Below are 16,528 nucleotides of genomic sequence, written 5' to 3'. Positions count from 1 at the left end.
TCAGCCTTTAGATGGATGCTTTTCCCAAGGGAAAAACGTACAATAGAAAAGTAGAGTAATGACTAAGAGAGAAACAATAGATAAGTCAAAAGAGATTGGGGAAATGAATCATGAAGAATTTATTTAAAACAGTTGTATTTGAGATGAGTTTATATTACGGGTTGCTGGCATTGGTATTGCCTTTGATTTATGCGGTTACTTATCATGTTGCGTTCATATCTGTTTTCAATGTCGAATGGTTTGCTGTTACGGTATTCATATATCCAATCGTATTGATTTTATCAGCTATTCGTTATAGTTATGGTCGAATGAGAAAATCAAGTCACGTATAAAAAAAGCTAGGACAGAAGTTTTGATAACTTTTTGTCCTAGCTGTTTTTTGACTTTTATAACGTTAACTGCTCCATATTAAATGCATCTGTCATTGCTTGTGTTGCTTTTTTTATTGGTGTAACTGACTCTAATTCACCTTGAACCGCAATCCGCGTTGTCGCATACATATCGCCACACGTAATCAAAGTAATCATTTTTTTACCAGGTACATCATCGATCAACTCAACGCGTGAAGGATCGATTTTTTCAACATAAGTGATCTTATATGTATAAACATTGCTTAAATCAGTTGTATAAATCAATTCTCCTGGTTTTGAATATTCCAATGGTGAAAATAAAGAAATCATGTCTTGTACACGATGACTGGCAAGAGCGTAATTCCCTTTACCCATTTCTTGGTCAGGCTTCATTGTTCCAGCTCCGGTTAGTAGAACAACATTGTCCAATCCTCTAAAGATCGGCAAGTTGATTTTGACATCGGGAAGTGCAACAGCACCTACAACCGGTAAGTTTTTATTGGCTAGTTGTGCTTTTAAGACAGCTTCTGTACTTAATGATTCAACTGCTGCAAAATCGAAAGAAGTATCCGTTTCATTGTTTTTTGCAACAATTTCAGGTGTTAGCTTCTCTACCGCATATTCTTTTCCGTTTTGTTGAATCAACCAATTTCTGATTTGTGTATTAAAGACCAGTGCTAAACCAACAATCAATAATAAAAATAGGAAGATATTAATCAGCCAATTTCTTTTTCTTGATTTTTTCTTTTTAGGGCGTTCTTTTCTTGAGGCCATAAGCTTCCTCCTTTTTTTTATTAAGTGTATCATAAATCAAAATGAAACCCTAGCTTAAAATCTTTATTTTTTTATAAATATGATTATTTAAAAGGAACCTTAAAAATATAGCTGTTGGACACTATTTTTTTACAGATATCCGTTATCTTCTCTAGAAAGTGGGCAGTTTTTAACTCTTTGTAACTGAATCTTAAAATAAAAGACACAAGCTTTTCTTTGCAAAATACTGTAGAATGTAAGAGAAGACAATTGACGGGGGTGATGGAACAAATGTTGGAATTGATTTATGTACATATTGATATGACAAGTAATGCAGTATTATCAAAAGGGATCACACATACAGACTTTACGCGCTCCATCGTTCATCACCCTAAGAACCTGCTATTACTGAATCCTTCTGCTGAAGAAGGCGAGTATGATATGCACAGTGGATTAAAGATCATTCGTGGTCAAGAGAATGTCGATCAATATTTTTCTACCGTTCATCGTCGTAAAATGAACGAAGAAATCAAATGGATTGATTTCTCTGATGTTACAATGCTCAAAGAACTAACGCCGATGGAAATTTCCGAGTTGCTTTATTTTGGGCATATGAAAACAAGTCTACATTCACCGTTCTTTTATAAATTACAAAATGATTTCGTCTTTTTTGAATTTGTCGACCATATGACAAGGGTTTATTATCGTTACATTGACGAGTTTTATCGCATTTTAGCGGATAAGATTACCCGAGTGATTTTGGAAAAAGTCAATGATCGTAAGACGTTTTTTAAACGCGGAGTCTCTGTTGAAAAGCTAGATGGCGAATTATTGAAAGAAATGAAACCGATTTTGCAAGAAGGTGTTGTGTTCTGTTTTGATCAAATGGATATCAAAGGGAAAGAATATCATATTCCAATTCATGTGGTAGAAGACTCTTTGTGGAAAACGAAAAACTTTGCCTATCGAAAAGAACCAGTCATTGCAATCTTGATTTATAATACAGCGAAACGAACTTGGCGTTTGATCCAAGAAGATGAGTTTGGTTTTGCGGATTTGCCGAGACAGGCATAAAAAAATTATGTCGGAATAATGGGTTTTATTTTTTCGATGAGTTTAATCGCTATTTTATATAAAAAAACTGAGAAACAGCTTTAAAAAGTTGTTTCTCAGTTTTTTTAAGTTATTTTAGTTTACCCATTAGAACAGACATCCAGATTTCTATCACTGCCTCGAAATCCTTTTGAACCTGAAGAGGAGACTTTCTATTATCCTCTTTTAACCATTCTTTTATATACCTCTCGAATCCACCAAAAATAAACCTTAGAGAATTGGAAATGGCGTTTTTTCCATATATGCGAAGAATTTCTTTTCCTCTAATATCATATACAAGAATAACTTTCTCATAAATTCTATCCAATAACAAATAAAGGAGATTATTATCAACTAACGACTTAATGAACTCGTGATTATTATCAGCAACTGTAAATATAAGGAAAACAATATTATGAAAAGTCAAATCAGTAATTTCATGGAGCGCTTGAATGTATTCAGATGAAATCTTAGAGATTTCTACATCTAAAATCTCAATTTTAGAATCAAAATTTCTATAAAATGTTTTACGAGAAACATTAGCACCATCAACAATTTCTTTTATTGTGATTTCTTCAAATTTTTTATGTTTTATTAATTTAAGCATAGATTCTTGTATTTGTGTTCTTGAATATAGAGATTTAGCGTTACCTTTATTTTTCAAATTATTACCTTGCGTCATTAACCAATAAGGTTTCTGATACATTTTCCTTTCCGGCTATGCTAAGAGCCATTTAATGGTAGCATTGATAGGGAATTACTAAATAAGTTATGATAGTTTCTTCAAACTAAAAAAAATAGTTGTTTCAATATTTTAACATTTGAGTGAATATGGCTAAATTGAATTAGATGATTATAATCGAATGGGTACTCCTATTTCTATAGTTAATCGTAGGAATATTGTGCATCAGTTATCAAATCCAAAGATAGTCACTAAAGCTTTTTAATGTACGTCATACAAATCATTATAGTGAAAAATTTGGAGGATGCTCATTTTATTTGGATTAACTGATTGGGATAACTAATATGTTGTTCGATGTGTTCAGATGAATATATAGTTTATACTTAGTATTTAATAATTAAATTTTACTATTCTTGTAAAAATAATTGTATGATAGCTTACAAGATTATTGAGTGTGTGATCCCCATCTAGTATTAATTGAACATAAAATAAATGTCTTTTGGTCTATTTATTGTCTTTTTAACTAACGCTATAACACAGTGTTGAAAGTGTTAATATTGGAGCAGCTTACAAACTTTATTATAGCATATATTAGTACAAAATTAGCTTTGTACCATTATTGTAGTCATAATTTAGTAGAAAAAATATAGATTAAGTTTGAGTGTGAAAAAGTTGAAAATAAAGCGTATGAATCTTTTTTTAGGTATATACATTTGTTGTCTTTTAAAAAAACGATGCAAGAGTTGTATCTGTCTCTTATACACATCTAGATGTGTATAAGAGACAGGCAGGAGGAGATGTAATGACTGTCTCTTATACACATCTAGATGTGTATAAGAGACAGGTATTATAGTTACACTTGTGTCTATTTTGTGAATTTTATAAATTAGATATTTTATATTAGAAGGCATTTGATTTTTCTAAGAAAATAATTCAAATAAATAACTGAAGCAAGGGAAAGTATGACTGTATAATGCTGCAAATAGTAAATTCAGGAGGCTACTTAAAAATGATGAAAAAAAATAAACAAAGAAGGTTTATCTGTAAGTGTATAAAGGTGTTGAGTATTGGATGGTTATGCTTATTTCTAGTTGTTAAACGTTCTGTTCCAGCAATAGCCAGCGAGAATAAAGGCGATCCTCTAGGGTTTTCGGTGGAAACAGTCAAGCCTTCTAGTCAAATTGATCAGAATAAAACTTTTTTTTATATTAAAACCGAGCCGAATCAAGTGCAAAAGCTGAAAGTAAAAGTGACTGGGACTTCTGAAGAAGTAGTCAAAGTGAAAGTCTATTTAGCAAATGGTATTACTAGCGAGAAAGCAACGATTAATTATCTTGCCAGTCAGAAAAAAGATGAAACTTTAAAAGATTCTATTGAAGAAATTGCCACAGTAAATCAACCAGAAATAGAGGTAGCCCAAGGTGAAACTAAAGAAGTCATTATTACTGTAAAGCCATCAGCTGAAAATTATACGGGTATTAAATTGGGTTCAATTTATTTTCAACGAGAAACGGAAAAAAATTCCAAGGTAACCGTTGATAGTTCCTTTTCTTATCGAATAGGACTTGTTGCATCGGAAGAAAACAGTAGTTATAGGGATGGAAAATCATTAAAGCTACTTGATGTCCAACCAGAACTTTTAAGAGCACAAAAAACTATTGGTATAACCCTACAAAATCCAGAATCAAAAGTGATTCCCGATTTTTCTATGAAAGTTGAGATTGTCAATAAAATAAACGGGAATGTTGTCAAAAAACAGTCTATGTCTGATGGATCGATTGCGCCAAATAGTCACTTTACTTATTCAGTTGATTGGGGGTTGGATCCAATTCCTAGTGGCACGTATATCGCAAAAATAAATGCAAAAAGTAATGATCAAATTTGGAACTTGGAAAAAGAATTTACGATAACTGAGGAAAAGGCAAAAATAATGAACGATGAGACAGCTTTCAAATTGTCATTGCCCGATTGGGTCTATGTGCTAACTATTGTATTGAGTTTAGCAACGCTAATTGTAAGTATCTATCTTATCTATCGTGGAGGGCAATGGCAGAAACAATTGGTAGCAAAGCGTAAAAACAATAGGAGACCTAAAAACGTCGAGAGAAAATAATAGGAGGAAAAAAATGAAAAAGAAGTACGCTTTTGTTTTGATAAAGGTTCTAATTATATTAGGCTGTATTCTTTTATTAACTTTTCAGCCGTTGATAACAGATGCGAGTAACCCACGTAATGAATTGGAAACGGATGCCGGAATAGGTTTTACTACTAGTTCTTCTACTGTTACAAGCACGAGCAGCAGCCGTGACAAATTGCCAGAAACTGGTGGGGGTTCCAATAAATGGAGAGGTAGCTTGCCCAAAACGGGTGCTCTGACGGAGCCTTTCATTATTTTGATTTTAGGGTGGGCCTTGGCTGTTTTATCACTAACAATTTTTACTATAGTTAGAAAAAAATATGAAGAGCAGGAGGAGATGTAATGATGGTTTATTATTGGGTAGCTGGGCTGGGCATTGTTGGCTTAATCAGCTTAATCAGTTTCTGTGTCTTTCTTTTAAGAGATATCAAATTAAATCGGGTACTGAAGAAAAATAAATGGCATTTTCTATTAAATGGAAGTCTACTATTTTTTTCTATTGTATCTTTTAGCATCATGATTGTGATGTTTCTTTCATTAAAAGCACAAATTATATTGTTGTCCTAATTCAGGAAGTGAAAATTAGTTAGTATAGATTGTTAGAGTAACTTTCTCCAATACTTAAAAAAATTGTAAGTAAAAGGGGAAAAAACTATGAAAAAAAAGTTATTATTTGGATTAACAGCAGCAGCCTTTGGCGCGGTATTAATTACAGCAACACCAGCTCAGGCCGTAACTGGAGATACAGCAAACAGCATGAAAACAGAAACAGGAATTGGCTTCTTAACCTATAATCCTGGTTCTGGTCCTTTCCAAAATAACTTGGCACTAACTTTTGTGCCATCATCTTTCAACTTTGGTAATGCGAATAAAGTCAGTGCTAATGCGCAAACATTCGCACAACAAGATGCACCAACTGGTGGTCAATATTTAGGGGTTTCTGATGATAGAAAAACTAAAACTTCATGGAATGTGACGGCCACTTTAGCAGACTTTGTGAATTCAAAAGATGAAACAGATAAATTGGAAAATGCATCGATTGTGATGAATATGGAAACTGTTCAAAAATACAATTTTAATGCAAAGGAAGCGGATGAAGCTGGGTATGCGACACCGGATCCATCAGCTTCTGGCTCATTGACTAGTTTAGATGCGAATTATGCCAACTTATACTCAGGTATTGCTGCTGGAAATATTACGTTGAATGCTGGTTCTACAGCAGGAAGCAAAGTATTGAATTATAATTTGCCAGCTAATACTACTGCACAAACAGGAACAGCAGCAGTTGCTAGAAAAATTTCTAATGTTAATTTGAATGTTAAAGGTGGGTCAGCTACAGAAAACAGCAAGTACTCTAGTACGATTAAATGGGTCCTTTCTGACGATGCCGCTTAATCTAAATTTTATTCAGTACACGTTCATGTAATTATTAAAACATAAGAATTGCGAGAAAGTTACTGTAACAATCTATATTAAAAGAGGAGCGTAATGTATGAAGAAAAAGAAGAGCAACTATTGGAAAATAGTATTGATCCTTGTTTCTTGTATTGTAACATGTTCTATATCAAATTTTTCGTATGCAGCATCTGAAATAAAAGGAGATTTTGAAGTTAAACGATCGAGAAATGATATCAAGCTTGTAAGTGTAAATATTTCGGAGGACTTATCTAAATATACCAAAAGTATCGAAGTTGTCACACCTAAATCAATAGCATTGAGCAATGGCAACACAGCGGTACTTCCATCAAATTGGACATACTACAAAAATGAAACAAGCAATACCTCGAGTAAGAATTCATATACATTTTCAAGTAATGGTTCTTCGGCGAATGTCACACAATTGGTTAATCTACTTCAGAGTCTGAACTTTACTATTGATAAAGATACATTTGTTGAGGGAGATAATATAGAAGTTTTATTTCACAATAAGATATTAACAAGTCGTGTTGATGACGATAATATTACTCATTATTATAGTTTTGTTCCATATTCAGATATTGGTGTTAATGAAATGACATGGTCAGATGCTTACAATTATGCAAAAACAACTAAATATCGGGGATTAAAAGGGTACTTGGCAACCATTACCTCTAACCAAGAACAGTCATTTATTTATAATAATATTGCAAAAGTTGCTGGATGGCTAGGTGGTACAAGAGCTCTTAATAGCAACTCTAAAATCTCAGATCAAGATCAACTTGACGTAAATAGCTTAAATATAAGTAGTTCTACTGCAAATAAATGGTACTGGGCAGATGGTCCAGAGGCGGGAACTGTATTTTTTAATAATGCAAAGTATAATGCTGCAACAGACTATTCAGTTCCAAATATCTATAATTGGTTTTCCAATTCTAAAAATGGTCTATCAGCAGATTATGTTGAACCAAACAATTACAATGGTGTTGAAGCTTATTTACAATTTGCACATGGTGGAGATCATTGGAACGACTTAGCATTAAATTCTACTTTGCCAGATGGGCTCTACATTGAATATTCGCAATATGGTAATCAAGAAGAAACGATTAAAGATGAAACAGATTTTGTAATTAATAAAACGATACCCGAAGATACTATATTTAAGATTGAGCGCCAAAATAATACTGCAAAAATAGTTGATGCAACGGTTTATGAATCGCTAGCAAACTACTCTAAAAGTATCGAACTAATTGTGCCAAATGCATTTTCTTTATCCAATTTAGATAATTTAAAATTACCTTCTAAATGGACTTATTTTCTTAATGAAACGAGTCCTGGAGAAAAAAAATCTTGGACATTTTCTAGTAATGGTAATCTAGCTACGGCAAGCGATATAAACTTATTGTTGGAAAGCGTAAATTTTACTGTAAATCAAACAGACTTAAAAGATGATCAACAAGTTGAAATTCTTTTTCATAATAAAATATTAACGAGCAGAGTTGATGATGATGGAATAACTCATTATTATAGTTATGTCCCGTATAAAGAGTTAGGCGTAAGTAAGATGACTTGGAAGGATGCCTATAATTATGCGAAAACATTGAACTACAAAGGGCTTACAGGCTATTTGACCACAATAACCTCTCAAGAAGAACAAGATTTCATTTATGATAATATTGCTAAGAATCCGGGATGGCTAGGTGGAACTCGCTCTCTTATAGGGACTGAGAAAATTTTGGATCCTATTAAAATTGATTCGATTCTGAATATTGATGCAACACAGGCAAATAAATGGTACTGGGCAGATGGGCCAGAATCAGGTAAAATTTTTTTTGATAATACTATCTACAATAGCAAAATTGATTACGCTGTTCCAGGAGAGTTTAACAATTTTAGTAATATTCGCAATGGTTCCCCTGCCTCTACAATTGAACCAAATAATTACAACAATCAAGAAGCTTATTTACAATTTGCCTTTGTTAATGCGGGAAGATTTTGGAATGATTTAAGTGAAAATACTGAATTATTAAGTGGATTTTATGTTGAATATTCATCATATAATTCGCAAAAAGAATCTAACGTTGATGAGACAGATATTGTCTACTCATCAGGAATTCCGCAACCAATAAGTATTGAATACACTGATGCGGATGGAAATAAATTAAGAGAGGCCACCACCTTTAACGGAACATCATATAGACTGAATACTAATTTACTGGATAAGTATCCAGTGATAGATAATTATCACCCAAAAAGTCTTACAAACAAAGATACCGGAAAAGAATCAAGCTTACCTATCATTGCAACTAGTAAGCTTCAAAATTATAGGATCATCTATGAAAAAACGGTAGTTAAGATGACTGTGAACTATATAGATAAAAATGACAAAAAGGCTATATTTTCAAAAGCATTGGTAGATTCTACTACGAAAAGTGAAGATGAGAAGGCTGTAAATGCGGGAGATTCAATCGCAAAAATAATATCAACCTTTATTACTGATGGCGATTTGAAATTGAATTTTGATGGTTACGACGATGTTGCTGTAGATTCATACATAACCAATACAGAGGCGAATGCGCAAGAATACACTAAAGTTCCAACAACAGATTTTTCAATTACTTATTATTATAAGCCCGTTACGAAATTAGTTTCAGTACCAGAAAAAATCAATTTTGGAATTATTGATCCTAGACTACTTCTTAATAAAGAAACAGTTATTTACCCATCAGATAGATTGATTGAGAACGTAAAAATATTAAACACAAATAGAACAGTTAATTGGACTCTACATGCTCAGTTATCTCAACCGTTCCAGCGAAACACAGATAACCGACTGTTAGATGGACAGCTATTCTATCAAAATGCAGACAAAACAAAAACTATAATTTCAACGTCAGACAACATTTTAAGTACTCAAAAAGCAAAAAAACCGTTACAAGAATTTATAACAATATTAGGTAATTCTATTGAAGAAGTTGGCATTGGGATGAACATATCGAGGACCCAACGAGACTATATAGGTAATTATATAGGATATTTGACTTGGCAGTTGACTACTGACCCGATAAGGTAATTTGTATTTCAGGATAAAGCTAAAAAATATTACAAGGAAGAGGTGACGATGGATCATTCACTATCGGAATGGAATAGCCCTATTTCTTTGAATAAATACGCTTATCCGATCGTATTAGACTTTAAGTGGAACTGTCTAATTTTCATTACAGTTATTGCATACAAGCCATACTAGAAATAGAGAATAAACTCATTGACAAATCAGTTTATTCTCTATTTCTATTGGATTTATTCAACAAATAAAAATCATGCATAGTAAAAAAAGGCATCAGATGTGCTCAGATGACCTTTTTTTCGTCGGCTTCATTTTCCTTATCTTTTAAAGCATCTTCAATTTCTTTATGCAAGAAGTAGGAGATTACCGTTCGGATCACTACTAAAATAGCCAATTTTAAAATATCTTGAAAAGTTGGTTTGATAATCGATTCAATGATATCTGCAGCAATCAGTATTTCTAAACTAAGGAGAATGTAACTACCTAGAAAACTTTTGATGAAATTATTTTGGCGCGCCATCACAACACGATTTCGGTTTGCTCGTTCGCTTTTTAGAAAATCGATTCCAGACATAATCACGCCCCAAATTAAGACGACGATCGAAAAAATATTTAACGCTAAAATGAATAAATCAAAGAAAGGAATTAAATTATCCATGATATTTTGGGCTAAATCGTGCATTCATTTCCCCCCGTTTCCTGTACTTTAGAAAGGCTCATAATTTTTTTGCAGAAACCAACAGCATCATTGGCCTACGCAATTCATCTCTCATTTGGGCACTTGCTTCAAGCATTTCAGGAGCGGGCATCGGTTCAACCAAACGAGTGATTTGAAAGCCATTTGTTAATAGTCCGTCCAAATAAGTAGTCAAGGTTTTGTGATATTTCATTACGGTTTCACCTAAAAATAGTGTCTCACGAATACTTTCATCAAAGTAGCGATCAACTGGCCAATAAAGTGGCTGCCCTTTTTGATCATAAATCCAATCTTCCGTTCCTTGTGCTGTGAAAATCGGATGTTCTGTAGAGAAAATAAAATCGCCGCCAGAGTTCAAACAATGATTGACTTTTTTAGCAATATCATCAAATGAAGGGACATAATGAAGTGCTAAAGAGCTGATCACGATATCGAATGTTTCATTTAGTCCATCGATTTCATCCATACCCATTAAATGATAAGTGATTTTTGAAGAATCGGTCATCTCTTTTGCTTTTTCGATCATTCGTTCAGATAGATCGATGCCAATGACTTTTTCAGCACCATTTTCAACGGCATAACGGCAATGCCAACCATAGCCGCAACCGAGATCTAGAACGGTTTTTCCAGTGAAATCAGGTAGTAATTTTTTTAACTCATGCCATTCACCAGCACCCTCAAGCCCTTTTTTTGAACGATCCATTTGGCTATAAGCGTCAAAAAAATTAGGATTGTCATATTCGTTTTTCATACGGTGTCTCCTTTAATGAACGTACTTTTGTCTTATTAATTGTACCAGATTGTGAAGAGAATACCCATAAAAGAGAATTTAGGGAAGCTAGTATCCGTTTATTGAAAAATATGACCACAATCACTCAAAACTTGGATGGCTTTCGTTTTGTCTTTATTTTTGATTAAAAGATAATCGGTATTGTATGTGGATAAAGCGAAAATCGAGATCTGATTGTCAGCTAAAGGATTAGCCAATTGTGTCAAAATCCCTACTAAAGAAAAATCTAGTTCGCCGACGATCTGAATAATGAACCAGTCCTCATCAATAGAAAGAGCAAGATCTGTCTCAAGCGAGCCAGAAGGTACAATCACAGAACATTCATCGTGTGTGTAAGTCAGGCTCTTAAATGCTTTGATTTTATGGAATGAAGCAGGAATTGGGGTATCGACCGGAAATTTTATAATAGCATAGTTTAGTGTATCTAGTAGTTTTAACTGCATTTGTTTTCCTCCAAGTAGTATGTTAAATCGGGATTTCTAAAAAGACCTGAGACCCGTAAATAGCTGGAAGGCGATTGTCAGTCTCTTTAAAGCCTGCTTGTCGACATAAAGATTGGGTGAATGCTTTGTCTTCATTCACGACGATTGTAAGTTGATCGATCGTTGAAAAGTGCTGATGAATAAATGCTGGCAACAAATAAGTCGCTTGTTTGGCATAGCCTTTCCCTAAGTGACGATAATCAGTAGAAAAGTCTTGCACTAAAATATTATTTTTATTGGTAGAATAGTGGCTACCGCCTTGTGCTTCATAAAGTGTCAAGAAGGCAACGAGCTGATCGTGTTCAAAAACGAGAACACCATGACGATGCGGATCTTTTTTAGTTAAAGCAATAGCGATTTTTGGCTCACGGACATAGCGCCGTTTCTTTTGTGATAGGCAATAATCATTAATAAAAGTTTGGTGCGTATCATCGTACATTTTTAGGTACATGAGTTTTCCTCCTGCTTAGCGTAATGTGCTTATTTTAGCCGATAGGAAAATAGCAATTCCTTTATACTTATAGTATAACTTGTTTGAGAGGTCTTGTGCAGTTGCTTTATAATATTTTTTTCATTGGCGTGAAAATAATACCATCAACTTCTTGTTGACTGTCTATTGGTATAAAGCCGAGATGGTGATAGGCGTCAAGCGCATAAGGTGAAGAGTTCAATGTTAGTTGGGTTGCCATGTGGACCGTTTGGCAATATGTAGTCGCTGTTTTCATAAGCTGACGAGCAATTCCTTTTCTATGAAATGTCTTATCCACAAAAAGCAAGGATATGTGGTTTGGCAAACGCACTGCAATCAACCCGGTTATGGTTACTTCATTAGAGAAATAGGCCCAAAGCGTTAATTCTTGCGCTGCTAATTGCTGCGTAATTGTATCAAAAGAGATAAACTGCTTGAAATGTTGGATTCCTTCATCAGAATAATCAGGTGCTTCAAACTCAAGAAAAACCCGCTGAACAAGTGCAAGAGCTGCTTTAAGTTCTGGTGTATTGATGGTTGAAAGCTGTTTGATTGGGTTGTTCATAATGTCCTCCAAGACCTTTTTGTTTATTTTATCATGAATAGGATTATAGTTTTCAATAAAAAATAGCCAGAGAGAAGTAAAAGTATTTCTCTCTGGCTATTTTGATTACTTAATAAGGCGCTTGTCATTTTTAGACAAGGTACTTACTTTTTTTATATGGTCAACAGTGATCATTCGGATTTGTTGGCTGTCTTCTTGTAAACGCAACATGATCGAATCACCAATGCTCTTGGAAACGATCCATCCAGATACTGTTTCAAACTTTTGCGAAGTCGGCACTTCTTTTAATTGTAGAACAACTAAACTTTTTTGAGCAGAAGCAACTTGTAATTTCTTAAGAATTTCTTCACGCTCTTTATTTTTGCTCTGTCTATCTTTAGAGTCGTCTAAAAATGCCGAAAAGAAACTTTGGGAAGATTGGCTGATCAATTTTGAAATGCTTTTCATTGTTGATTTGTGGTTATTGTCCATTCTTCTACCTCCTTCACGAATTTACTACTACTGTCAGACTCTGAACAATCAGATACTACCATTCTACCTAATAAAGTCAAATAATTCAAGAAAATATGTTCGTAATAATCTTGTAAAGAATTATTCCTACTTGCTTTTTTCTATAGTTTCAGTAATATTAGAAGTACTAATTACATTTATGTAATTTGTTTGAAAGTAAGTAACGACTCAACGCTTTCAACTTAAAAGAGGGAGATATCAATGAAACAAAAACAGACAAAAAAATCAAAAGTTTCTATTATAGCATTACTAGTTGGCACAGCCTTTGCTGGAGCTCTTTTAGCTAAGGTGGCACCGATGGCAGAAGGTAGCGGCTTTTCAGCCTTATTTAATGACGGCAAAGCGAATGAAGTAAAAATAACTGAGACAAGTGAAAGTAAAAAAGAGCCAGAAAAAGTTAAAAAACTAACATACACGGAACAAGTCAATGAAGAGTTAAGTCAAAATAAATTTGCTAATCGGATGCCGATCAACTTATTATTGCAAACAGACGATAAATGGAAAGCGACACCTTATGGCATGGGCAACCCTGATGGGAATACATTGGAAATCAATGGCTGTGCAATTGTATCATTAGCAATGGTGTCTTCTTTCTTAGATAATAAACAATATACACCGCAAGATATTTTAAATTGGTCGAAAAATGATTACTTTGTAGAAGGTGAAGGGACAGCTTGGTCCGTATTTTCTGATTTTGCGATGGAAAAAGGCTATCAATTTGAAGATCTTGAAACAGATATGACAGCGGTAGAAGAACAATTAAAACAAAAACATCCTGTGATCATCTCGGTAAAACCAGGGCTATTTACTGAAACGGGTCATATTATGGTATTAAGCGGCACAAATAATGGGAAATTTTGGGTAAATGATCCAAATGACTCTGAGACAAAAGGCCACTCGATAAAAGAATTTACTGCAGATGAACTACTGAATGAAGCAATGAATTTCTGGGCGGTATATAAATAAAGTTGGGACAGAAGGAGTTACTTCTGTTTCGCCGTTTATTCGAATAGTGAATAGAAGGTCAACCGGTATGTATGGTTGGCTTTTTCGGCTACTACAAAAAGAGAACGCTTTACTTTTTTGTAAAAACCATTGACATGGGATGGTTCCCACATTATACAATCAAGGTATAAAAAGGAAATGGAGTGAACCAAATGAAAATTATCATCGAAAAAGACTTTGAAGCAATGAGTGAAACGACTAAAAATATTTTAATAGGCCATATGAGCCAAGATAAACGTGTCAACTTGTCTATTACAGCTGGGAATACTCCTGTTGGCGTGTATAAAAAAATGGTGGAGATCGTAAAAGAATCACCAGATTACGCAAATGTTCATTATTATAATTTTGATGAAATCCCAGTACCAAATCAAGCGGAAGGAATCACGATTACTGATTTACGTAAATTGTACTTGAATCCAGCTAATATCAATGAAGCAAATGTCCATCCTTTAACTGTAGAAAACTATAAAGAACAAGATCAACGTTTAGCTTTAGAAGGTGGATTAGATGCAATGTTGATTGGTTTAGGCGGAGATGGACACTTCTGTGGAAATATGCCAACAACAACTAGTTTCGAGAATCTAACCTACAAAGTGAAGGTTTCAGGAGAAGAACCATGGTTTGTGCCCGGTGAGATGGAAAAAGGCATGGAATTTGTAACGATGGGACCCGTTAGTGTCATGCGAGTGAAGCACTTGATTTTGATCGTCAACGGTGAGAAAAAAGCTGAAATGGTTAAAAATGTGTTGCAAGGACCTGTTACAGAAGAATTTCCAGCATCCATTTTACAGTTGCATCCTAATTTGACAGTCATTTTAGATGAAGAAGCAGCAAGTAAACTGAATAAATAAAATAAAAAAGATTAAGGTACTAATTTGCCTTAATCTTTTTTTTAACCACCAAAAGCGGAGACTAGAGAAAAACTTGGTCACTGGGGAGCGGATTCTATATTAGGACACAGTGGAAAGTCTTGCCTACTTATACTAGTTGATTGAAAATATCGGTTTTTAATGGCGGGGAGAATTTCCAAAAATGATTCTATTTGTGTAAGGGATATGTTTGTAAAATTATTATCTCCTCTAAACAAAAAGCAACGCAAAACTATTACACCAGATAAGGACTAGAATTTGCAAAATATGAGTACTTTAATAGCTTATGTGGTATAAGCTGCTACTTTTCAGACTCTTGGTCCCCATGGCAACGCGGCATAAATAAGAATACGAATGAGTTAGTATGTGAGTAATTACCGAAAGATACTGACACGACATCTGTTTCAGAAAAATATATTAAATGCGTCATTTATAAATTAAACAGCTAACCTAGAAAATGATTAGGATGGAAAACACCTATTATAACTACTGTTTCAAATATATACTCACAAAGAAATAATTTTTTAAATATTATAATGACTATGTCGTATTACTTATTCAGTTTCAAACTTTCATTTTTTCTATTCTTTTCACTAAAATTTGCAAATAATAGTACGGACAATAATACAATACCAATTCCGATTATTTGTATTGGTGGAAGAATTTGATTTAAAAGCAATGGTGTTAAAATATTGGCGACTAGAGGCTCTAAAGCAGCTGTTATATTTGATAATGATGCTTCAATATAATTCAAACTGCCTAAGTAACAACAAAACGAAACGGCGGTACCAATAACGATTATAAATCCCATATATAAAATGACCTTTTTATCGATATTAAAACCCGGTTGCCAAATTGGGTGGACAAACTGAAATACTCCTCCTCCAATTAACATTCCCCAACCAACTACAACAGATGAACCATATTTTTTTAAGATTCTGCGGGGCTGTAATGTATAAAAAGTAACTCCAATAGCTGAACCTATTCCTATTAATAAACCCAAAATGTTGACATCTAATTTTGTTAGATTACCTCGTGTAACAACTAAAAAGACACCTAAAAAGGTAAGCATGATATAAAATAATTCTTGTAAAAACATTTTTTTCTCTTTTTTCAAAACTAAATAAAGATAAATAAAGATTGGACTAGTAAATTGAAGAATAGTTGCTAAACCAGCACCGTTTTTTTCTATTGATAAAAAAAATAGATATTGACAGCCACTCATGCCTATCAGTGCAAATAAAAATAATATGCTCATATCTTTGCTAGATTTAAATATTGAAAATATTTTCTCTTTTTTTATAAGTATTGAATATAGTAGAATTATTATTCCTGCTCCTAACAATCTAGTCCCTACAACCCATTCTACAGGGGCTTTTAATGTGGAAAATACTAAATCAACAAAAGTACCGTTTATTCCCCAAAGAATTGCACCAGTTACTGCTAATAAAATTCCTTTTGATCTTTGATTTTTAACTATCTTTGAAAACAAGTAATTCCCTCCAATGACTAATTATTAAAAGATTTGATTTTCGTTGATATACTTTTTCATTTTAGCAGAAAAGTAAACTGTAAAAAAGGTTATCCAAAAAGGTATTGCACTTAATTAGACAATTCTAGCAGATTTACAAAACATACGTTCTC

Annotated in this window: 18 protein-coding genes; 9 read left to right on the top strand and 9 right to left on the bottom strand. The window is 33.6% G+C overall.

Going from position 1 to position 16,528, the window contains the following annotated elements; all coding sequences use genetic code 11:
* Positions 1 to 110 precede the first annotated feature (110 nt).
* A complete protein-coding gene (locus A5819_RS05175; protein WP_086277383.1) occupies positions 111 to 332 on the top strand; it encodes a hypothetical protein in 222 nt (73 codons plus the stop codon).
* 54 nt (positions 333 to 386) lie between these two features.
* Here the strand turns inward: A5819_RS05175 and A5819_RS05170 are convergent, their stop codons facing one another.
* Entirely contained in the window at positions 387 to 1,124 is a 738-nt protein-coding gene (locus A5819_RS05170; RefSeq protein ID WP_086277381.1) for a class A sortase, read from the bottom strand.
* Between the two features lie 270 nt (positions 1,125 to 1,394).
* Between A5819_RS05170 and A5819_RS05165 the strand changes: the two genes are divergently transcribed.
* Positions 1,395 to 2,177, top strand: a complete 783-nt coding sequence (locus A5819_RS05165; RefSeq protein ID WP_086279652.1) for a hypothetical protein — start codon at positions 1,395 to 1,397, stop codon at positions 2,175 to 2,177.
* A gap of 109 nt (positions 2,178 to 2,286) precedes the next feature.
* Here A5819_RS05165 and A5819_RS05160 read toward each other — a convergent pair whose 3' ends face one another.
* The gene (locus A5819_RS05160) at positions 2,287 to 2,901 is read right to left on the bottom strand and encodes a TetR/AcrR family transcriptional regulator (protein ID WP_086277379.1); all 615 of its coding nucleotides are present in this window, start codon (positions 2,899 to 2,901) and stop codon (positions 2,287 to 2,289) included.
* Positions 2,902 to 3,889: 988 nt separating this feature from the next.
* On the opposite strand from A5819_RS05160, the gene A5819_RS05155 reads away from it, so the two are divergent.
* The 5 genes from A5819_RS05155 to A5819_RS05135 all read left to right on the top strand — a co-directional run bounded on the left by A5819_RS05155 (position 3,890) and on the right by A5819_RS05135 (position 9,503).
* Entirely contained in the window at positions 3,890 to 4,990 is a 1,101-nt protein-coding gene (locus tag A5819_RS05155; protein ID WP_176271361.1) for a DUF916 and DUF3324 domain-containing protein, read from the top strand.
* A gap of 13 nt (positions 4,991 to 5,003) precedes the next feature.
* Positions 5,004 to 5,357: a hypothetical protein gene (locus tag A5819_RS05150; RefSeq protein ID WP_086277375.1), complete on the top strand. Its 354-nt coding sequence runs from the start codon at positions 5,004 to 5,006 to the stop codon at positions 5,355 to 5,357.
* A complete protein-coding gene (locus A5819_RS05145; RefSeq protein WP_086277372.1) occupies positions 5,357 to 5,581 on the top strand; it encodes a hypothetical protein in 225 nt (74 codons plus the stop codon). The genes A5819_RS05150 and A5819_RS05145 overlap by 1 nt, the downstream gene beginning before the upstream one ends.
* Positions 5,582 to 5,668: 87 nt before the next feature.
* Complete coding sequence (locus A5819_RS05140) at positions 5,669 to 6,409, top strand: WxL domain-containing protein (RefSeq protein WP_086277369.1); 741 nt, start codon at positions 5,669 to 5,671, stop codon at positions 6,407 to 6,409.
* A gap of 97 nt (positions 6,410 to 6,506) precedes the next feature.
* Positions 6,507 to 9,503: a hypothetical protein gene (locus A5819_RS05135; protein ID WP_086277368.1), complete on the top strand. Its 2,997-nt coding sequence runs from the start codon at positions 6,507 to 6,509 to the stop codon at positions 9,501 to 9,503.
* Between the two features lie 277 nt (positions 9,504 to 9,780).
* On the opposite strand, the gene A5819_RS05130 is transcribed toward A5819_RS05135, so the two are convergent.
* The 6 genes from A5819_RS05130 to A5819_RS05105 form a co-directional block, all read right to left on the bottom strand.
* The gene (locus A5819_RS05130) at positions 9,781 to 10,179 is read right to left on the bottom strand and encodes a DUF1622 domain-containing protein (protein ID WP_086277365.1); all 399 of its coding nucleotides are present in this window, start codon (positions 10,177 to 10,179) and stop codon (positions 9,781 to 9,783) included.
* Positions 10,180 to 10,213: 34 nt separating this feature from the next.
* Positions 10,214 to 10,945 (bottom strand): bifunctional 2-polyprenyl-6-hydroxyphenol methylase/3-demethylubiquinol 3-O-methyltransferase UbiG, encoded by a 732-nt coding sequence (locus tag A5819_RS05125; protein WP_086277363.1) that lies wholly within the window; start codon positions 10,943 to 10,945, stop codon positions 10,214 to 10,216.
* Positions 10,946 to 11,043: 98 nt separating this feature from the next.
* The gene (locus A5819_RS05120; protein ID WP_086277361.1) at positions 11,044 to 11,427 is read right to left on the bottom strand and encodes an ACT domain-containing protein; all 384 of its coding nucleotides are present in this window, start codon (positions 11,425 to 11,427) and stop codon (positions 11,044 to 11,046) included.
* Positions 11,428 to 11,449: 22 nt separating this feature from the next.
* Positions 11,450 to 11,917, bottom strand: a complete 468-nt coding sequence (locus A5819_RS05115) for a GNAT family N-acetyltransferase (RefSeq protein ID WP_086277359.1) — start codon at positions 11,915 to 11,917, stop codon at positions 11,450 to 11,452.
* A gap of 106 nt (positions 11,918 to 12,023) precedes the next feature.
* Positions 12,024 to 12,500, bottom strand: a complete 477-nt coding sequence (locus tag A5819_RS05110; protein ID WP_086277357.1) for a GNAT family N-acetyltransferase — start codon at positions 12,498 to 12,500, stop codon at positions 12,024 to 12,026.
* 105 nt (positions 12,501 to 12,605) lie between these two features.
* Entirely contained in the window at positions 12,606 to 12,971 is a 366-nt protein-coding gene (locus A5819_RS05105; RefSeq protein WP_086277355.1) for a hypothetical protein, read from the bottom strand.
* A 240-nt stretch (positions 12,972 to 13,211) separates the two neighbouring features.
* On the opposite strand from A5819_RS05105, the gene A5819_RS05100 reads away from it, so the two are divergent.
* Positions 13,212 to 13,976, top strand: coding sequence for a C39 family peptidase (locus tag A5819_RS05100; RefSeq protein WP_086277353.1), 765 nt, complete (start codon positions 13,212 to 13,214; stop codon positions 13,974 to 13,976).
* A gap of 191 nt (positions 13,977 to 14,167) precedes the next feature.
* On the top strand, positions 14,168 to 14,866 hold the full coding sequence (locus A5819_RS05095) for a glucosamine-6-phosphate deaminase (RefSeq protein WP_086277352.1): 699 nt from the start codon (positions 14,168 to 14,170) through the stop codon (positions 14,864 to 14,866).
* Between the two features lie 568 nt (positions 14,867 to 15,434).
* Here A5819_RS05095 and A5819_RS05090 read toward each other — a convergent pair.
* On the bottom strand, positions 15,435 to 16,376 hold the full coding sequence (locus tag A5819_RS05090) for a DMT family transporter (protein WP_086277350.1): 942 nt from the start codon (positions 16,374 to 16,376) through the stop codon (positions 15,435 to 15,437).
* Positions 16,377 to 16,528 lie beyond the last annotated feature (152 nt).

Source organism: Enterococcus sp. 7E2_DIV0204, assembly GCF_002140855.1.
In the GTDB taxonomy this organism is placed as follows: Bacteria; Bacillota; Bacilli; order Lactobacillales; family Enterococcaceae; genus Enterococcus_L; species Enterococcus_L lemimoniae.
Note: the sequence above shows the minus strand (reverse complement) of the source record. Positions and strands in the feature narration are given on the sequence as shown.

Bases quoted from the DNA above. Each gene is read 5' to 3' on its own strand.
- A5819_RS05175 (WP_086277383.1), top strand. From the start codon at position 111: ATGAAGAATTTATTTAAAACAGTTGTATTTGAGATGAGTTTATATTAC.
- A5819_RS05160 (WP_086277379.1), bottom strand. From the start codon at position 2,901: ATGTATCAGAAACCTTATTGGTTAATGACGCAAGGTAATAATTTGAAA.
- A5819_RS05110 (WP_086277357.1), bottom strand. From the start codon at position 12,500: ATGAACAACCCAATCAAACAGCTTTCAACCATCAATACACCAGAACTT.
- A5819_RS05165 (WP_086279652.1), top strand. From the start codon at position 1,395: ATGTTGGAATTGATTTATGTACATATTGATATGACAAGTAATGCAGTA.
- A5819_RS05135 (WP_086277368.1), top strand. From the start codon at position 6,507: ATGAAGAAAAAGAAGAGCAACTATTGGAAAATAGTATTGATCCTTGTT.
- A5819_RS05140 (WP_086277369.1), top strand. From the start codon at position 5,669: ATGAAAAAAAAGTTATTATTTGGATTAACAGCAGCAGCCTTTGGCGCG.
- A5819_RS05115 (WP_086277359.1), bottom strand. From the start codon at position 11,917: ATGTACCTAAAAATGTACGATGATACGCACCAAACTTTTATTAATGAT.
- A5819_RS05120 (WP_086277361.1), bottom strand. From the start codon at position 11,427: ATGCAGTTAAAACTACTAGATACACTAAACTATGCTATTATAAAATTT.
- A5819_RS05095 (WP_086277352.1), top strand. From the start codon at position 14,168: ATGAAAATTATCATCGAAAAAGACTTTGAAGCAATGAGTGAAACGACT.
- A5819_RS05150 (WP_086277375.1), top strand. From the start codon at position 5,004: ATGAAAAAGAAGTACGCTTTTGTTTTGATAAAGGTTCTAATTATATTA.
- A5819_RS05145 (WP_086277372.1), top strand. From the start codon at position 5,357: ATGATGGTTTATTATTGGGTAGCTGGGCTGGGCATTGTTGGCTTAATC.
- A5819_RS05130 (WP_086277365.1), bottom strand. From the start codon at position 10,179: ATGCACGATTTAGCCCAAAATATCATGGATAATTTAATTCCTTTCTTT.
- A5819_RS05105 (WP_086277355.1), bottom strand. From the start codon at position 12,971: ATGGACAATAACCACAAATCAACAATGAAAAGCATTTCAAAATTGATC.
- A5819_RS05155 (WP_176271361.1), top strand. From the start codon at position 3,890: ATGAAAAAAAATAAACAAAGAAGGTTTATCTGTAAGTGTATAAAGGTG.
- A5819_RS05100 (WP_086277353.1), top strand. From the start codon at position 13,212: ATGAAACAAAAACAGACAAAAAAATCAAAAGTTTCTATTATAGCATTA.
- A5819_RS05125 (WP_086277363.1), bottom strand. From the start codon at position 10,945: ATGAAAAACGAATATGACAATCCTAATTTTTTTGACGCTTATAGCCAA.
- A5819_RS05170 (WP_086277381.1), bottom strand. From the start codon at position 1,124: ATGGCCTCAAGAAAAGAACGCCCTAAAAAGAAAAAATCAAGAAAAAGA.